The sequence below is a fragment of the Rhizobium sp. BE258 genome (assembly GCF_031457345.1).
Lineage (GTDB): Bacteria > Pseudomonadota > Alphaproteobacteria > Rhizobiales > Rhizobiaceae > Rhizobium.
In genome coordinates, this window is the sequence record NZ_JAVDWL010000001.1 from 738,274 (window position 1) to 754,720 (window position 16,447).

At 63.1% G+C, this 16,447-nt stretch carries 16 protein-coding genes; 11 read left to right on the forward strand and 5 right to left on the reverse strand.

What is annotated here, in order from left to right; translation table 11 throughout:
* Positions 1–2 precede the first annotated feature (2 nt).
* The 4 genes from J2X43_RS03440 to J2X43_RS03455 form a co-directional block, all read right to left on the reverse strand.
* Positions 3–1,583 carry a gamma-glutamyltransferase gene (locus J2X43_RS03440; RefSeq protein ID WP_310290850.1) on the reverse strand — a complete coding sequence of 527 codons (1,581 nt, stop codon included), beginning with the start codon at positions 1,581–1,583 and terminating at the stop codon, positions 3–5.
* Positions 1,583–2,782 carry an amidohydrolase family protein gene (locus J2X43_RS03445; RefSeq protein WP_112388596.1) on the reverse strand — a complete coding sequence of 400 codons (1,200 nt, stop codon included), beginning with the start codon at positions 2,780–2,782 and terminating at the stop codon, positions 1,583–1,585. The genes J2X43_RS03440 and J2X43_RS03445 overlap by 1 nt, the downstream gene beginning before the upstream one ends.
* A 183-nt stretch (positions 2,783–2,965) precedes the next feature.
* The gene (locus tag J2X43_RS03450; protein ID WP_112389020.1) at positions 2,966–3,664 is read right to left on the reverse strand and encodes a GntR family transcriptional regulator; all 699 of its coding nucleotides are present in this window, start codon (positions 3,662–3,664) and stop codon (positions 2,966–2,968) included.
* Positions 3,665–3,810: 146 nt separating this feature from the next.
* Positions 3,811–6,372, reverse strand: coding sequence for an FAD-dependent oxidoreductase (locus J2X43_RS03455; protein WP_112388595.1), 2,562 nt, complete (start codon positions 6,370–6,372; stop codon positions 3,811–3,813).
* 248 nt (positions 6,373–6,620) lie between these two features.
* Between J2X43_RS03455 and J2X43_RS03460 the strand changes: the two genes are divergently transcribed.
* Together J2X43_RS03460 and J2X43_RS03465 are read left to right on the forward strand one after the other, a co-directional pair.
* Positions 6,621–7,808 (forward strand): acetyl-CoA C-acyltransferase, encoded by a 1,188-nt coding sequence (locus J2X43_RS03460; protein WP_310290857.1) that lies wholly within the window; start codon positions 6,621–6,623, stop codon positions 7,806–7,808.
* Positions 7,809–7,819: 11 nt separating this feature from the next.
* The gene (locus tag J2X43_RS03465) at positions 7,820–8,947 is read left to right on the forward strand and encodes an acyl-CoA dehydrogenase family protein (RefSeq protein WP_112444129.1); all 1,128 of its coding nucleotides are present in this window, start codon (positions 7,820–7,822) and stop codon (positions 8,945–8,947) included.
* Positions 8,948–8,965: 18 nt separating this feature from the next.
* Here J2X43_RS03465 and J2X43_RS03470 read toward each other — a convergent pair whose 3' ends face one another.
* Positions 8,966–9,565 carry a YigZ family protein gene (locus J2X43_RS03470; RefSeq protein WP_112388593.1) on the reverse strand — a complete coding sequence of 200 codons (600 nt, stop codon included), beginning with the start codon at positions 9,563–9,565 and terminating at the stop codon, positions 8,966–8,968.
* 145 nt (positions 9,566–9,710) lie between these two features.
* Here J2X43_RS03470 and J2X43_RS03475 point away from each other — a divergent pair, with 145 nt between their 5' ends.
* The 9 genes from J2X43_RS03475 (at position 9,711) to J2X43_RS03515 (ending at position 16,303) form a co-directional block, all read left to right on the forward strand.
* Positions 9,711–10,610, forward strand: coding sequence for an NrtR DNA-binding winged helix domain-containing protein (locus tag J2X43_RS03475; RefSeq protein ID WP_112388592.1), 900 nt, complete (start codon positions 9,711–9,713; stop codon positions 10,608–10,610).
* A 67-nt stretch (positions 10,611–10,677) separates the two neighbouring features.
* Positions 10,678–11,649 (forward strand): quinolinate synthase NadA, encoded by a 972-nt coding sequence (gene nadA, locus J2X43_RS03480; RefSeq protein ID WP_112389018.1) that lies wholly within the window; start codon positions 10,678–10,680, stop codon positions 11,647–11,649.
* The gene (locus J2X43_RS03485; protein WP_112388591.1) at positions 11,646–13,184 is read left to right on the forward strand and encodes an L-aspartate oxidase; all 1,539 of its coding nucleotides are present in this window, start codon (positions 11,646–11,648) and stop codon (positions 13,182–13,184) included. The genes nadA and J2X43_RS03485 overlap by 4 nt, the downstream gene beginning before the upstream one ends.
* Before the next feature lies 1 nt (position 13,185).
* On the forward strand, positions 13,186–14,043 hold the full coding sequence (gene nadC / locus J2X43_RS03490) for a carboxylating nicotinate-nucleotide diphosphorylase (RefSeq protein ID WP_112388590.1): 858 nt from the start codon (positions 13,186–13,188) through the stop codon (positions 14,041–14,043).
* A 219-nt stretch (positions 14,044–14,262) separates the two neighbouring features.
* Entirely contained in the window at positions 14,263–15,105 is an 843-nt protein-coding gene (locus tag J2X43_RS03495) for an alpha/beta fold hydrolase (protein WP_112388589.1), read from the forward strand.
* A gap of 227 nt (positions 15,106–15,332) precedes the next feature.
* Positions 15,333–15,485, forward strand: coding sequence for a hypothetical protein (locus tag J2X43_RS03500; protein WP_310290866.1), 153 nt, complete (start codon positions 15,333–15,335; stop codon positions 15,483–15,485).
* A gap of 28 nt (positions 15,486–15,513) precedes the next feature.
* Entirely contained in the window at positions 15,514–15,750 is a 237-nt protein-coding gene (rpsU, locus tag J2X43_RS03505; RefSeq protein WP_112444127.1) for a 30S ribosomal protein S21, read from the forward strand.
* 53 nt (positions 15,751–15,803) lie between these two features.
* On the forward strand, positions 15,804–15,998 hold the full coding sequence (locus J2X43_RS03510) for a hypothetical protein (RefSeq protein ID WP_112388587.1): 195 nt from the start codon (positions 15,804–15,806) through the stop codon (positions 15,996–15,998).
* A gap of 158 nt (positions 15,999–16,156) precedes the next feature.
* Positions 16,157–16,303 carry a DUF1127 domain-containing protein gene (locus J2X43_RS03515; protein WP_112388586.1) on the forward strand — a complete coding sequence of 49 codons (147 nt, stop codon included), beginning with the start codon at positions 16,157–16,159 and terminating at the stop codon, positions 16,301–16,303.
* Positions 16,304–16,447: the final 144 nt, after the last annotated feature.

A 16,447-nucleotide genomic window follows, 5' to 3' on the forward strand; every position in this document is an offset into this window, starting at 1 on the left:
CATCAGAGACCGATCGCCCCGCCATCGCTGCGCGGATCGTGGGCGCCGGTGATCGCCTTGTCATCACCGATGCAGATGATCCCGGCCTGGCCGCCGAGCTGGCTGAAGGCATCGATGCTGCTGACCTGATGGCCGAACGCCCCCAAGCCTTCCAGCACCGAAGCGCCGGCATTGGCTTCGATCTTCAGACTGTCCCTGGTGTCCGAGAAGGTTCGCCCGAGCAGGAAGCGCGGCTGCGACAGGGCAGCCAGCGGGTCGAGCCCGTGGTCGATGAGCAGCGAAAGCAGCAGCGCCAACGTCTGCGGCTGGCCGTCGGCGCCTTGCGTGCCATAAAGCAGATGCGGGCGCCCATTTTTCAACGCCATGCCGGGGTTCAGCGTATAGAATGGCCGCTTGCCGGGTCTCACATGGTTCGGGCTTGCCGGATCGAGGCTGAAAGCCGCACCGCGGTTCTGCCAGAGAATCCCGGTGTCACCGGCAACCACGCCGCTTCCCCAATCGAAATAGATACTCTGCAGCATCGAAACGCTGCGCCCTTCGGCATCGACGGCAGCCAGGAACGCCGTGTCGCCATGCTTGTATGGGTGCGGCCATGGCATCGCATGGCCGGGGTTGATCGTCCGGGCTTTTGCCGACAGCCGCCCGGGCGCCAGCAGCCGTTGCGTGTCGATGGCGGCGAAGAGCGGATCGGCAATCGCTGGCCGGTCGAGGAAGGCCTGTTTCACCGCCTCGACGAGATGATGATAGAAACCGGCCTCCCGATAATCGAAGCCGGCCATCGCGAACTCGCCAAGCACGCCCATGATGCCGAGCGTCGTGACACCTTGCGTCGGCGGTGGCGGGGCGAGAAGCGTCAGGCCGCGGTAGGGGAGAGACAGAGGCTCCCCGGCGATCGTCCGGGTCCTGGCGAGATCGCTGGCTCTTACCGGCGACCCCGCTTCGGCGAGGCCCAAGGCGATACGGCGGGCGAGGGCGCCTTCATAGAACTCGCGTGGACCGTTCTCTGCGATGGCGCGCAGCGTTGCCGCCAGGGCCGGTTGGCGCTGGATGCCGTCATCAGCAAAGAGCGCCGAAAATCCGGGCCACGACGCCAGTTCGCCCTTGCGGAATTGGTGCCAGAAGCGCTGTGAAGCGCTGACCGGAAAGCCGTTCTCGGCGAGCGCGATGGCATCGTCCAGAAGCGCGGCAAGCGTTTCGTGCCCGCCCCATGCCGCATTCGAATGAGCGAGCAGGTGTCCCCAGCTGTCGACCAGGCAGGCGCTGGTCAGCGCCGACAACGGACCGCGGAGCGGCATATCGGTCAGCGCCGGCAGATGTTCGGCCGCCTGCCCGATGCCAAGAAAGGTCGTGGCCTTGCCCGAGGCGTCGGCGATCATCCAGATCGCATCGCCGCCAAGGCCGCAGAAATGCGGATAGACGACGGACAGCGCAGCGCCTGCGGCGATGATCGCCTCGATCGCGTTGCCGCCGCGCTTCAGAACCTTTTCTCCCGCCTCCGCCGCAAGCCAGTGCGGTGCCGTCACCATCGCCGTCTGCGATGTGGCGTTGAAGCTCTGGCTCTGGCGGCGTCCGGCGGCTGACATCAGCGGATCACCGCCCCGCCCTGGGCCACCAGCCGGCCCGCCTTGAACACCTTGCGGTTCTTCGGCACGCTAACGACGGCTTGCGGTATGTGTGGCGTGTCCAACGTCACGAAATCTGCTTTGGCGCCGATCTCAAGCCCGTAGCCTTCAAGGCGGAGCGCCTTGGCACCCGCTGCGGTGACGACGTCGAAGGCCGCGGCGAGTTCGTCGTCGGTGTAGAAGCCGGACCGGTAACCGATGATCTCGGCACGGCGCAGCATGTCGCCATCGCCATAGGGCCACCAGCTGTCGCGGATGTTGTCGCTGCCGCTGAAAACCGTCACGCCAGCCTTGCGCAGCAGCGCGACCGGCGGAAAATTGTGATTGCCCGGCGCATTGGTCATGATCGAGACGCCGCTTGCGGCAATCAGATCGGCAGCCTTGTTCGCGGCGTCCTGCTGCAGGTCGCCGAGCCCATAAGCGTGGCTGACAGTCACGTGGCCGCCCATGCCGAGCGCCCTCGTGCGGGCGCAGATTTCCTCGATTGTGAAAAGTCCGAGCGTGCCGGCGTCATGCAGATGGATATCGATATCAACGCCGCGTTTCTCGGCAATGCCGAAGACGACGGCGAGGTGGGCGGTGACGTCGCGGTCGAAGCTTGCCGGATCGAGGCCTCCGATCAGGTCGGCGCCGAGGCCGATCGCGGCATCGAGCAGCTCGGGGGTCCCAGGGCTTTTCAGGATGCCGCTCTGCGGGAAGGCGACGAGCTGGATATCGATCAGATCGCGGTACTCCTCGCGAACCTTCAGAATGGTCTCCAGCGACCTCAGGCCGACCGAGCCATCGACCATGACATGGCTGCGCATCGCCGTCGCGCCATTGGCGATGCAGAGATCGAGCTGGTTGCGCGCCCGCTCCGCCATCGGCGCGGCCTGCGCCATGTTTTCGGCCTGAAAGGCGACACGCTGGTGGACATCGAAGCCATTGGTGCAGGGCTTGTGCGGGATCCAGGCATCGCCATAGAAGCTGGTATCGAGATGGATATGGCCTTCGACAAAGCCGGGCACGACGAGGGCGCCTTCGAGATCGACAGCCTCCACCGGTCCGGCCGCCTTTCCGGCAGGCTCCAGTGAAACGATCCTGCCGGCGGCGACGCCAATGTTCTTCAGCGAACCGTCCGGCAGCCGGGCGTTGGTAAAGACGGTTTCGATATCAGCCATCGCGTTCTTCCTTGAATCTTGAGCGCCGCATCATTCCTTGCAAGCCGAGTGCCAGATGCAGCGAGCATGCGAATGACGCGGCTTCGCAGGGCGTGGCCTGCATTAGGTCCTGGATGCAGCCTCTACAGCATGTCTACAGAAAAGGCAAAATCATGTATACATGACTGCAAAATAGGCAGTGGCCTAAGGGCTGGTATCGCCGCTGTAGCGCGCGAGAATGCTGCCGAGATCCGGGCGGTCGTCGCTCTCGTCCGCAATCAGCGCCCGGGTCTCGACCGAGATCAGATGCTCGTCCATCAGGCGTTCGGCGGCCGTCGCATCGCCGGTCTTCAGCGCGGCGATCAGGGCGGAATGTTCGCTGATGGCGCATTCGCTGGAATGCGGGCGGCTGTACATCGCCAGGATCAGCGAACAGCGCGAGACGAGTTCGAACAGGTAGCGTTCGAGAAGAGCGTTGCCGGAAAGCGTGGCGAGCTTCAGGTGAAATTCGCCAGCAAGCCGGGTGGAAAGGCGGGCGTCGCCCTTGGCATGCGCCTCTTCCTCCTCGCTCACATGGCTTCTGAGCGCTTTCTCGATGGCCGGAGACCAGCGCTTGATGACCGCCTTCATCGCCTCGCGCTCGAGCGCCCGGCGCACGGCAAACACATCGCGAGCCTCTTCAAGGCTGGGCTGGGCAACGGTCGCGGTGCGCTTGTGATAGGTATCGACAAGCCCCTGCGTCTGCAGCTTCGCCAGCACCGCACGAACCAGCGTCCGGCTCATCGAAAAGTGCCTGCCGATCTCATCTTCCGGCAGCTTGGTACCGGCTTTCAGCGCCTGTTCGACGATGGCACGGCGCAGCGCAAGAGTGGCGGTTTCGACGCGATCGGAATTGGAAGACATGAGGGCCTGCTGGTTGCGGATTCCTGTATACATTACTGCGCCTCTACGGATACGGCAATCGGCTGAACGGGCCGATGCCGAAACGCAAAACCCGCCGCGTCATGAGACACGGCGGGTTCGGATGTCTGCCTGAAAATGCGCCGTTGTTAGCTGCGCGGCTTCAGATTTTCGGCGTCGTAGAGCGGCTTGTAGCCGACGCCAGCCACTTCGACCGGATAGGTTTCGGCGAAATATTCGACATTCAGCTTGCGCCCGACCTGGCAATATTCCCAGGGCAGGTAGGCGAGCGCAATGTTCTTGCCGATCGTCGGGCCGAAGGCGACCGAGGTCGTGTAGGAGCGGCGGCCGAGTTCGTCGATCAGCACGGCACCGGTTTCCGGATCCATGACCGGCATGGAACCGACCGGATAGCGCTTGACGCCCGACTTGTCGGTATTTTCGGTCATGACAAGGGTGCAGAGCATCGCCGGCTGGTGTTCGCGGGCCTTGTATTCCAGGTGCTTGGCCTTGCCGCGGAAATCGGCTTCCTTGACCTTCGGACGCGCCAGATCGCTTTCGATCAGGTTGTACTGGGTCAGAAGGTCGGCATTCTGCAGGCGCAGGCTCTTTTCCATGCGGCGTGAGTTTGCATAGGTTTCGACGCCGAAGGCCATGACGCCCGTCGAGCGCAGGGCATCCCAGACGGCGAGGCCGTCCTCGTATTTCATGTGCAGTTCCCAGCCCTGTTCGCCGACATAGGAGATGCGGAATGCGGTCACCGTCTTGCCGGCGATTTCGATCGGCTTGATGGCGGCGAAGGCGAAGTTTTCGGCATCGAGGCCCGAGGGATCGGCAACCACCTTCTTCAGCGTCTCGCGGGCATTCGGGCCCCAGATGCCGACGGTGATGTACTTCTCCGCGACGTCGGTGATGGTGACATCGAGGCCGCGGTCCTGCGCAACGCGCTTCATGTAGTGGAAGTCGCGCGGGCCGGCATCGGCGCCGTTGATCAGACGGCAGCGGTCGGCCATGCGGATGACGGTGAAGTCGGCGCGAACCATGCCCTCGTCGTCGAGGAAGTGGGTGTAGATGCCCTTGCCGATATTGGCGTCGCCACCGATCTTGGCGGCGCAGAGCCATTCGAGGAGCTCGACATGATCAGGCCCTTCGATGTCGACCATGTGAAAATGGCTGAGATTGACGATGCCGCAATCCTCGCTCATCGCCAGATGCTCGGCATTCGAGACGCGCCAGAAGTGGCGGTTGTCCCATTCGTTTTCGCGAACCGGCACGCGGTCGGCGTATTTTTCCAGGAGGTGTTCGTTGGCGGCGTAGCCATGGGCGCGCTCCCAGCCGCCGAGCTCCATGAAGTAGCCGCCGAGTTCCTTTTCGCGCTCGTAGAAGGGTGAGCGCTTGGCGTTGCGGCCGGATGCATAGGGTTCGCGGGTATGAACGGCCGGGAAGTAGATCTTCTGGGCGGCTTCGTAGCAGCGTCCCTCGATGAACTCTTCCGTCAGTTGATGCGGATAGAAGCGCGCGTAATCGATCGAGTTGTGGTCGATCTCGGTGCGGCCGTCGGTCATCCAGTCGGCGATCAGCTTGCCGTAGCCCGGGCCGTCCTTGACCCAGATGGCGACGCAATACCAAAGACCGCGAACCTTCTGGCTCTCGCCGCAGGAGGCGCCGCCGCCGGCCGAAACCTGTAGCAGACCGTTGAAGGAGTGGCCTTCGTTGTAGCCGAGTTCGCCCAGGATCGGCGTCAGTTCCATGGCGCGCTCGAGCGGCTCGATGATCTGTTCCATTTCCAGGTCGCGCTGCGAGGGCGAGAGGCGTGCTTCGTGCTTTTCGAGCAGGTCGCGCGGATGGCACATGCGCGGATTGGTGGTCTCGTAATAGCCCCACTCGATCTGGCCGCCTTCGGTGGTCGCCGGGTCGCCGGTGTCGCGCATATAGGCGGAGTTGCCCTGGTCGCGCAGCAGCGGGAAGCCGATTTCCTTGCCGGTGCCTTCGAATTCGTTATAGGGGCCGAAAAAGGTCAGCGGGTGATCGACCGGCATCACCGGCAGGTCTTCGCCGACCATTTCTGCGATCAGGCGGCCCCAGAGGCCGGCGCAGACGATGACGTGATCGGCCATGATGGTGCCGCGATGGGTGACAACGCCCTTGATGCGGCCGCCTTCAACGATCAGCGACTTCGCCGGCGTATTGCCGAACATCTTCAGCTTGCCGGACTTTTCGGCCGCATCGACCAGCTTGCCGGCAACCGTCTGCGAGCGCGGGATGACGAGGCCGGCATCGGGGTCGAACATGCCGCCCTGAACCTGATCTTCCTCGATCAGCGGGAACATTTCCTTGATCTCGGAGGGCGAGACGTAGCGGGCGTTGGTGCCGAAGGCCTTGGCGGAGCTCAGCTTGCGCTTGATCTCTTCCATCCAGGTGTCGTCGCCAGTGCGGGCAACTTCCAGACCGCCGATACGGGCGTAGTGGCCCATCTTCTCGTAGAAATCGATCGAATACTGCGTCGTCCAGACGCTGAGATAGTCGTGGCTGGTGGTGTAACAGAAGTCGGAGGCGTGCGCCGTCGATCCGATATCGGTCGGGATCCCCGATTTGTCGATGCCGACAATGTCGTCCCAGCCGCGCTCGATCAGGTGATGAGCGATCGAGGCGCCGACGATGCCGCCGAGACCGATGATTACGACTTTAGCCTTGCTTGGAAATTCCGCCATCACTTGAACCCTTGAATCTTGGTGCGCCGAATCTAGTACAGGCCGAAACGGCACTACAGTCGATCCACGACAATAAGATGTAGCGATCCGCCAAGGGGCTTGTCTATTCGAGACGCGAACCCGCTGGCTCTTTTGCGACATCTCTGCACGATGCAATGGCATTTGTTTCGAAGAGCGATATGTTGAACGAAGCGCCGCCCGGCGGGCGGCGCGTGATGCATGAGTTCAGGCAGGGAGGAGCCCTTCTCATGAAATCCGATGATCCGGTCGTCGTCGTCAGCATGGCGCGCACGCCGATGGGTGCCTTTCAGGGCGACTTCAAAGATGTCAGTGCAAGCGAGCTTGGCTCGGCGGCCATCCGTGCCGCGATCGCGCGCGGCGGCGTACAGCCAGACGGTATCGGCGAGGCGCTGATGGGCTGTGTGCTACCTGCCGGGCAGGGGCAGGCGCCGGCGCGTCAGGCCGCACTTGGCGCCGGTCTGCCCTATGCCTGTGGCGCGGTGACTGTCAACAAGGTCTGCGGCTCGGGCATGAAGGCGGCGATGATCGGCCACGATGAGATTGTCTCCGGGAGCCAGAGCGTCGTCATCGCGGGCGGCATGGAGAGCATGACCAATGCTCCCTATCTGCTGAAGCGCGCCAGAAGCGGCTATCGCATGGGGCACGGCACGATCCTCGACCACATGTTTCTCGATGGGCTCGAGGACGCCTACGACAAGGGCCGGTCGATGGGCACCTTTGCCGAGGAATGTGCCGAGGCCTATCAATTCACCCGCGCGGCGCAGGACGCCTACGCCGTTTCCTCGCTCGACAAGGCGAAGCGGGCCGTCGATGGCGGGCTCTTCGATGCCGAGACGGTGACGGTGGAGGTGAAGTCAGGAAAGGTGAGCCGCGACGTCCATCGCGACGAACAACCGGGCAAGGCCGATCCGGCGCGTATTCCCTCTCTGAAGCCCGCTTTTCGCGACGACGGAACGGTGACCGCGGCAAGCTCGGCCTCGATCTCGGATGGCGCCGCCGCATTGCTGCTGATGCGCCGCTCGGAAGCCGAACGGCGCGGGCTTTCGCCGATTGCCGTGATTGCGGGGCACGCAACGCATTCGCAGGCACCGCGCCTGTTTACCACCGCACCTGTCGGCGCGCTGCAACAGCTTTCGGAGCGGACCGGCTGGGCGCTCTCCAGCGTCGATCTCTTCGAGATCAACGAAGCCTTCGCCGTCGTGCCGATGGCGGCCATGCACGATCTCGAATTGCCGGCTGAAAAGATCAATATCCATGGCGGCGCCTGCGCGCTCGGTCATCCGATCGGCGCCTCCGGCGCGCGCATCATCGTCACGCTGTTGGCAGCGATGCAGCGCCACGATCTGAAGCGCGGCATGGCCTCTCTCTGTCTCGGCGGTGGCGAGGCGACAGCCATGGCTTTCGAGCGGATCTGAGGGAGAAGCCCATGCTGCTCAACGAGACACAGATCCAGATCCGCGACATGGCGCGTGCCTTCGCGCAGGAGCGGCTGGCGCCGGGCGCTGCCCGCCGCGACAAGGAGCATCTTTTCCCTCGTGATGAACTGCGCGAGATGGGCGAGCTCGGTCTGCTCGGCATGCTGGTTTCCGAGGACTATGGCGGTTCGGATACCGGTGCGGTGGCCTATGCGCTGGCGATCGAGGAAATCGCTGCCGCCGATGGCGCCTGTTCGACGATCACAAGCGTGCACAGTTCAGTCGGCTGCGTCCCGATCCTGCGGTTTGGCAGCGATGCGCAGAAGCGTGCCTTCCTGCCGACGCTCGCATCGGGCGAATGGATCGGCGGATTCGCGCTGACCGAGCCACAGGCGGGCACCGATGCCGCAAACCTGAGAACAAAGGCGGTGCGCGATGGAGACTTCTATGTTCTCGACGGCACCAAGCAGTTCATCACCTCAGGCAAGAATGGCAATCTGATCATCGTCTTCGCGGTCACCGATCCTTCGGCGGGAAAGAAGGGCATCACTGCCTTCATCGTGCCGACGGATACGCCGGGATACGAAGTGGTGCGCGTCGAGGAAAAGCTCGGGCTGCATGCCTCCGATACCTGCCAGATCGCCTTTACCGGCATGCGGGTACCAGCGGACCAGCGACTGGGTGAGGAAGGCGAGGGATACCGGATCGCGCTTGCCAATCTCGAAGGCGGACGGATCGGCATTGCCGCCCAGGCCGTCGGCATGGCGCGCGCGGCGCTCGAAGCGGCACAGGCCTATGCCCGCGAACGCATCACCTTTGGCAAGCCGATCGCCGAGCATCAGGCCATTGCCTTCCGGCTGGCGGAAATGGCGACCAAGATCGAAGCGGCGCGTCAGCTGGTGCTGCATGCCGCAGCGCTCAAGGAAGCCGGCGAGCCCTGTCTCTCCGAAGCGTCGATGGCCAAGCTCTTTGCATCCGAGATGGCTGAGAGCGTCTGCTCCGCGGCGCTGCAGATCCATGGTGGCTATGGCTATATGTCCGACTATCCGGTCGAGCGGATCTATCGCGATGTCCGCATCTGCCAGATCTACGAGGGGACCAGCGACGTGCAGAAGATGGTGATCGCCAGAAACCTGTGACGGCTGCTGCCGCGCAAGCTAAGCCTGGCCGCCGTCGTCGAGCTTCAGGACTGCGCGGCCGCGGGTCAGATTGGTGACCAGCAGGATGGCTTCGGCGGCGTGTATTTCTGGGATTTCGAGTAGCAGCAGGCATCCCTCGTGATCGAACTGCTCGCCTGTAATCCGCGCCATGACCTGCGACGTCAGTTTCGAGCGAACCATCTCCAATTCCTGGAAATTCAGGTGCACGGTGCCGGTGACGGCAGGAATTGTCTCTTCCAACGCCGCTTCTCTGAGGCAGGCTGCGGCCGTGCCGCCATAGGCGCGCACCAGACCGCCGGCGCCAAGCAGCACGCCGCCGAACCAGCGGGTGACGATGACGAGCGTCCTGTCGAGCTGGCGCCCTTCCATCACCTGGAAGATCGGCTTTCCGGCGGTGCCCGAGGGCTCGCCGTCGTCGCTGAAGCGATAGACGTTGCCGATCCGCCAGGCGTAGCAATTGTGGTTTGCCGAGGGATCGGAATGTTCGGTGAGTGCAGCCTTGACGGCGGCTTCGCTATCGACAGGAATGGCGACAGCGCGAAACCGGCTCTTCTTGACCACCTGCTCGGTGGCGATCTGGTCTTTCAGGACGAACATGCTGGCTGCCGGATCTGGTGCGTTGGACAGTCCGCCTCATAGCGCAAATGCGTTGCCGTCTCCAGCGTTGCGCAGCTTGCGGTTGGCGAAGCGGCGCGGCTGTGCCACAAGGGCTGACGGTGGCTGATAATCCAGGGGAATCAACGTGACGATCGGGCTCGCTCATGCCGAACTCATGGCCGTGGTGACGGCTGTGACAAAGGACGAGCCGCGCGTCATGACCGTGCGCGCCGGCGAGGCGTTGCCGTCCGGCCCTTTCGAGCTCGGACACCGGACGCTCCAAAGCGGCCTGCGCGAATGGATCCAAGAGCAAACCGGCCACCCGATCGGCTATCTGGAGCAGCTTTATACATTTGCGGATCGTGACCGGAACAACGAGATCCTTGGCGGTCGGACGATATCGATCAGCTATCTCGGCCTGGTGCGCGAACAGGACGCGCCGGGTGGGGGACGTCCGGCCTGGCATGGATGGTACGAATATCTTCCCTGGGAGGACCATCGCCAGGGGCGGCCGGAGGTGCTGGCCGAGGTGATGCAGAAGCTGCGGCTGTGGGCCGATGCCGATCCGATCAGACGCGATCAGCGCCACAAGCGGGCCGACTTCACCTTCGGGCTCGATGGCGGCGGCTGGAACGAGGATCTGACGCTGCAGCGCTACGAGCTGCTCTACGAAGCCGGCTTGCTGGCCGAGGCCGGTGTCGAAGGGGTGAATTTCGGGCGCCCGATGTTTGCTGATCACCGGCGGATTCTGGCGACCGGCATTGCCCGGTTGCGCGCCAAGATCAAATACCGTCCTGTCGTCTTCGAGCTGATGCCCGAAAGCTTCACGCTGCTTCAGCTGCAGCGCACCGTCGAGGCGCTGGCCGGGCTAGGTCTTCACAAACAGAATTTCCGCCGGTTGATCGAACAGCAGGAACTGGTCGAGGAAACCGGCGAAATGACCAGCGAAACCGGTGGACGTCCGGCCAAGCTCTTCCGCTTCCGTCCGACCGTCGTCGAAGAACGCGCTCTCTCCGGAACGAAACTGCCTCTCTCCCGCAATTGACATATGCTCAGTATGAGAATATCTATTTGCTCCGTTAATGCTCAATTTGAGCATAAAGGAGACCGCCATGAACCGTCCCGTATCAGCCGCGTCCCTCTATGATCGCGTCAGTCGCGTCATTCCCAAAGCCGAATGGATGTCGTTCGAAGACGATGTCGAGGCCATCCTCGAACTCAAGCGCAAGCGCAATGCCGTCATCCTGGCGCATAACTACCAGACGCCGGAGATCTTTCACGGCGTTGCCGATATCGTCGGCGACAGTCTGGCGCTGGCGCGCAAGGCCATCGATGTGGATGCCGACGTCATCGTTCTGGCCGGGGTGCATTTCATGGCGGAGACGGCGAAGCTGCTCAATCCGGCAAAAACTGTGCTCATCCCCGACATGGCGGCAGGCTGCTCGCTGGCGGATTCGATCTCGCCTGAAGACATCGCCCTGCTGCGTCAGGCCCATCCTGGCGTCCCCGTCATCACCTATGTGAACACCTCAGCCGCGGTGAAGGCGGCGTCCGATATCTGCTGCACGTCGGGCAACGCCAAGCAGGTGGTGGAGTCGCTTGGCGTCCCCCGGGTGCTGATGATCCCCGACGAATACCTGGCGCGCAACGTCGCCCGGGAAACCAATGTCGAGATCATCGCCTGGCACGGGCATTGCGAAGTGCACGAGCTGTTTTCGGCCGATGACGTCAGGCAGTTGCGCGAAAATCATCCTGGCGTCACCGTCCTTGCGCATCCCGAATGCCCGCCCGATGTGGTGGCGGAAGCGGATTTTGCCGGATCGACGGCGGTGATGTCCGACTACGTCAGCGCAAAGAAGCCGACGCGCGTGGTTCTGCTAACAGAATGCTCGATGAGCGACAACGTCGCGGTGCATCATCCCGATGTCGAATTCATCCGCCCCTGCAATCTCTGCCCGCATATGAAGCGGATCACGCTCTCCAATATCCGCACCGCGCTGGAAGAAAACCGCCATGAGGTGATCGTGGATGCCGGCGTTGCCGTCGCGGCGCGGCGGGCGGTGGAGAGGATGCTGGCGATATGATCGAGATCCTCGACCATCTCTCTGGCCGTCCCGTGATCGTCGGCAGCGGTCTTGCCGGGCTGATCGCCGCCTTAACGCTGTCGCCGGAGCCCTCCGTTCTCGTCACCCGCAGTATGCTGGGGGCCGAAACATCGAGCGCCTGGGCGCAGGGCGGCATTGCCGCCAGCGTCGGCGCCGATGACAGCCCGAGCCTGCATCTTGCCGATACGCTGGCTGCCGGTGACGGTCTGTGTGACGCCGAGGCCGCTGCGGACATTCTCGGCGACGCATCCGAGGTCATCCGGGTTCTGCAACGCCTTGGCGTCGTCTTCGACAGGAACGGCGATGGTGCGCTTTCCCTTGGCCTGGAGGCTGCCCATTCCCGCCGCCGCATCGTCCATGCCGGTGGCGACGGATCGGGAGCGGCGATCATCCGCGCACTCACGGCTGCCGTCCGCGCCGATCCGGCAATCACGGTGATCGAAGGCGCCGAAGCGCGCCGGGTTCTCACAGAAGACGGAGTCGTCTGCGGCCTCCTTTGTGCGGGACCGGCTGGCGGCATTGTCCTGTCCTCGTCGCGCGTCCTGCTGTCGACCGGCGGGATCGGCGGGCTTTACGAGGCGACCACCAATCCGACCGGAAACTTTGGCCAGGGCGTTGCGCTTGCGGCGCGCGCCGGGGCGGTTCTTGCCGATATGGAATTCGTGCAGTTCCATCCGACGGCGCTCGACAGCCGCCGCCGCCCGCTGGCGCTCGTCAGCGAAGCTGTGCGCGGCGAGGGGGCCGAGCTTGTCAACGAGCGCGGTGAGCGGTTCATGGCCAGCGTGCCGGGTGCCGAGCTGGCGCCGCGCGATGTCGTCGCCCGCGCCATCAGCGCCGAGATCGCCCGCGGCGGACGCGTGTTCCTCGATGCCCGCCGAGCGCTCGGAACGCGGTTCGGCGCGCGCTTTCCCGCGATCGCCGCCCTTTGCCACGAAGCAGGTATCGATCCGGGCAGCGCGCCGATCCCGGTTCGTCCGGCAGTTCACTATCATATGGGCGGCATTGCCACTGATCGCGGCGGCCGCACCAGCGTGCCCGGACTTTGGGTGGCAGGCGAGGCTGCATCGACAGGCCTTCACGGCGCCAACCGGCTGGCAAGCAACTCGCTGCTCGAAGCGGCGGTGATGGGCATGCGTGCCGCCCGCGATATGGCTTCATCGGCAATCAAGGCGAGCCTCGGGGCGGTTCCCGCCTTGCCGCCGGGCCCCGAAACAAGCTTCGTCCGGCCGATCGTCTCTCGCCATCTCGGCGTGCTGCGCAATGCTGGCGCCATCCATGGTGCGATCTCTGCGCTCTTGCCGCTGGCAGAAAGCGAAGGTCCGGCCTCCGATCCCGCGATCGTGGCGCTTTCCATTTCCGTCTTTGCCAGCCTGCGCCAGGAATCACGCGGGGCGCATGCGCGGACCGATTTCCCGCTGCGTCAGGGCGTTGCACGCAGGCGGATGATGACGCTTGCCGAGGTGCTGGAGATTGCCCGCGCCGCCGCCTCTCAAGATTTTGCAAGGAGTGCCTGATATGAGCCTTGTTCCCCTGTCGCGCCTTGTGATCGAGCCTCTTGTCCGGGCAGCCCTTGCCGAAGATCTCGGTCTTGCCGGTGATATCACCTCGGCTGCCGTCATTCCCGCGGACCACCGCTCCACGGTCGTCATGGCTGCGCGGCAGCCGGGTATCATTGCCGGTCTGGATGCGGCCGAGCTTTCCTTTCAGCTCGTCGATCCCGCGATCGTCATGGAGCGGCACCTGCAGGACGGCATGGCGGTCAAGTCCGGTGACGTGATCGCAACGATATCAGGCCCGTCGCGGGGACTTTTGACCGGCGAGCGCACGGCGCTGAATTTTCTCTCGCATCTCTCGGGGATCGCCACGGTAACCGCTTCGATTGCTGAGGCGATCTCCGGAACGAAGGCGTCGGTTGCCTGCACGCGCAAGACGACTCCGGGGCTTCGGGCGCTGGAAAAATATGCGGTGAGGGCAGGCGGCGGCATGAACCATCGCTTCGCGCTCTATGATGCCGTGCTGATCAAGGACAACCATATTGCCATCGCAGGCAGCATCCGCGAGGCGTTGCGCCGAGCCAAATCTGCTGCCGGGCACATGGTCAAGATCGAGATCGAGGTGGATACGCTCGATCAGCTCCGGGAGGTGATGGACGAGGGCGTGGATGCCGTGCTTCTCGACAACATGCACCCGGTCATGCTGCGCCAGGCCGTCGATATCGTTGCCGGCCGGGCGATCACCGAAGCCTCGGGGCGCATTACGCCTACGACCGCGCCTGACATCGCTGCATCCGGCGTCGATCTGATCTCCGTCGGCTGGATAACGCATAGCGCGCCGATCCTCGATATCGGTCTCGATTTCAAAAGCGCGAACTGACCGCCAGGCCGCATCCCGTCTCGATTGACCCGCCCAGAGAGCTGCCCGGCCAGCCTCGCTGCCGTTCGCGAAATCCAACCTTGATGTCTTCGCAGTCATCCGGGATGATGGCGCCGCGCGCGGGTAGGGACATTCGTTTGCGCGACATTTTCAGCTGCCATAACTCCATTTCGCTTGCCCTTTCGACAATCAACCCCGAACGACAGAGGACGACCGATCATGACCAATCATTTCGTCACGACCAAAGACGGCGTGCAGATTTTCTACAAGGACTGGGGTCCGAAGGATGCCCAGCCGATCGTGTTCCATCACGGCTGGCCGCTTTCGGCCGATGACTGGGACAACCAGATGCTGTTCTTCCTTCATCACGGCTATCGCGTCATCGCCCATGACCGGCGCGGCCACGGCCGCTCCGCGCAGGTGAGCGAAGGTCACGACATGGACCACTACGCGGCCGACGCGTCCGCCGTGGTCGAACATCTCGATCTGAAGAATTCCGTTCATATCGGCCATTCCACCGGAGGCGGACAGGTCGCGCGCTATGTCGCCAAGTTCGGCGAGCCGCAGGGCCGCGTCGCCAAGGCGGTGCTTGTCAGCGCCGTCCCGCCGCTGATGCTGAAAACGGACGCCAATCCGGGCGGCCTGCCGATCGATGCGTTTGACGGTTTGCGCAAGGCGCTTGCCGACAACCGCGCCCAGTTCTTCCTCGACGTTCCGGCTGGCCCGTTCTACGGGTACAACCGTCCGGGCGCGACGGTTTCGGATGGCGTGATCCGCAACTGGTGGCGTCAGGGCATGATGGGCAGCGCCAAGGCGCATTACGAAGGTATCAAGGCCTTCTCGGAAACGGACCAGACCGAAGACCTGAAAAACATTTCGGTGCCGACTTTGGTGCTGCATGGCGACGACGACCAGATCGTGCCGATCGGCGCATCCGCGTATGAATCGATCAAGCTTCTGAAGAACGGCACCCTGAAAGTCTACAAGGGCTTTCCGCATGGCATGCTGACAACCCATGCCGACATCCTGAATGCCGATCTGCTGGCCTTCATCAAAGGCTGATCGCTGAAAAACCATAGCCGCTGCGGCCGCTTTTGTGCCGCAGCGGTCTTTCCGCGGTGGGTGCCGATGCTCTGCCCGGTCGCTGGCCCGCCTTGCAATGCGGCGCCTCTCACCCTATCTTTCGGCCATCACTCACATAACAAACCGCGCATGACCGGCTCGAAAGCCGGTCGCCCGGCGTTTTTGCCGGGCTGTGCCGGCCGCCAAGAGGCGGCAAAGGATTTCATTTGAACAAGACGAATACCGCGATTGCGCCTGCCGCGGCAGCGCCGCGCAAGCGCGAAGAGGCCGTGAAACGGCCCACCAAGAATTGGAAGCCCGATCCCTGCCTGCTGACGCGGCGGGAACTGAAGGCGATCATCGCCAGGCAGCTGGGCTGAGACATCACAAACGAAGAAGGAGAAGACCATGCAGGTTCTGGTCAGAGACAACAATGTCGAGCAGGCGCTTCGTGTGCTGAAGAAGAAATTGCAGAAGGAAGGCGTCTTTCGCGAGATGAAGGAACGCCGCGCCTATGAAAAGCCCTCGGAACGACGGGTTCGCGAGCACGCGCAGGCCGTGTCCCGCCATCGCAAGGCTGCCCGCAAGCAGCTGCAGCGCGAAGGCCTCCTGCCTGCTGCAAAACGCAAAGTATCGGCACGGTAACGATCGCGCCGCCGGACTGCGGTCCGGCGGACGGGACATGAAAGGGTTGTGCGATGGAAGAACTTTACAGCTTGAATGTTTCGGACGAGAGGCTTGAGGATTGCCGCGATGTGATCGAACCGGATCTCCAGGATTTGATCCGCGCGGCGATCGCCTCGGGGTTCACGGCGGAAGAGGTGCTGATTTCGATCAGCGAACTCGTGGCGGAAGACTTCGCCTTTGCAGTCAGGACACCAAGTGTTCATTAATTGCCCGCAAGATGGGCAAGCTATGCACTCTGCGCAATGCTGTCCAGATGTCTTAGCGCTGCAAATCCCGGCTGGCTTAGATTATATATTTCTCATCGAAGCGAACGGAGCGCCGATTGGGGCAGCAGGGTTCGCAAAGCCCACGGAAGGGGACCGAGATGAACGTAGCACGCTCTTTCAATAACTGGCGCAAGTACCGTCAGACCGTTGCAGAACTGGGTCGCATGACGAACCGCGAACTGTACGACCTCGGCATCGACCGCGGTGATATCCGCTCGGTCGCACGCTCTGCAGCCGGCCGCTAATCGGCCCGCGAAGTCTTCAGAATTTCTATCGGAAACGCCGGTTCATTCGAGCCGGCGTTTTTGTTTTTACGTTTTTCCAGCGTCCCGCCTCATGCATGGCAGATCTGCGATTGCTGCCAATGCTCATAACAGAGGCATGATGCG

What these genes read in the sequence shown, in the direction of transcription:
- J2X43_RS03450 (WP_112389020.1), bottom strand. Translation starts at nt 3,664, where the DNA reads ATGTCTTCCAATTCCGATCGCGTCGAAACCGCCACTCTTGCGCTGCGC.
- J2X43_RS03445 (WP_112388596.1), bottom strand. Translation starts at nt 2,782, where the DNA reads ATGGCTGATATCGAAACCGTCTTTACCAACGCCCGGCTGCCGGACGGT.
- J2X43_RS03465 (WP_112444129.1), top strand. Translation starts at nt 7,820, where the DNA reads ATGCTGCTCAACGAGACACAGATCCAGATCCGCGACATGGCGCGTGCC.
- J2X43_RS03515 (WP_112388586.1), top strand. Translation starts at nt 16,157, where the DNA reads ATGAACGTAGCACGCTCTTTCAATAACTGGCGCAAGTACCGTCAGACC.
- J2X43_RS03495 (WP_112388589.1), top strand. Translation starts at nt 14,263, where the DNA reads ATGACCAATCATTTCGTCACGACCAAAGACGGCGTGCAGATTTTCTAC.
- nadA (WP_112389018.1), top strand. Translation starts at nt 10,678, where the DNA reads ATGAACCGTCCCGTATCAGCCGCGTCCCTCTATGATCGCGTCAGTCGC.
- J2X43_RS03510 (WP_112388587.1), top strand. Translation starts at nt 15,804, where the DNA reads ATGGAAGAACTTTACAGCTTGAATGTTTCGGACGAGAGGCTTGAGGAT.
- rpsU (WP_112444127.1), top strand. Translation starts at nt 15,514, where the DNA reads ATGCAGGTTCTGGTCAGAGACAACAATGTCGAGCAGGCGCTTCGTGTG.
- J2X43_RS03470 (WP_112388593.1), bottom strand. Translation starts at nt 9,565, where the DNA reads ATGTTCGTCCTGAAAGACCAGATCGCCACCGAGCAGGTGGTCAAGAAG.
- nadC (WP_112388590.1), top strand. Translation starts at nt 13,186, where the DNA reads ATGAGCCTTGTTCCCCTGTCGCGCCTTGTGATCGAGCCTCTTGTCCGG.
- J2X43_RS03485 (WP_112388591.1), top strand. Translation starts at nt 11,646, where the DNA reads ATGATCGAGATCCTCGACCATCTCTCTGGCCGTCCCGTGATCGTCGGC.
- J2X43_RS03455 (WP_112388595.1), bottom strand. Translation starts at nt 6,372, where the DNA reads ATGGCGGAATTTCCAAGCAAGGCTAAAGTCGTAATCATCGGTCTCGGC.
- J2X43_RS03440 (WP_310290850.1), bottom strand. Translation starts at nt 1,583, where the DNA reads ATGTCAGCCGCCGGACGCCGCCAGAGCCAGAGCTTCAACGCCACATCG.
- J2X43_RS03460 (WP_310290857.1), top strand. Translation starts at nt 6,621, where the DNA reads ATGAAATCCGATGATCCGGTCGTCGTCGTCAGCATGGCGCGCACGCCG.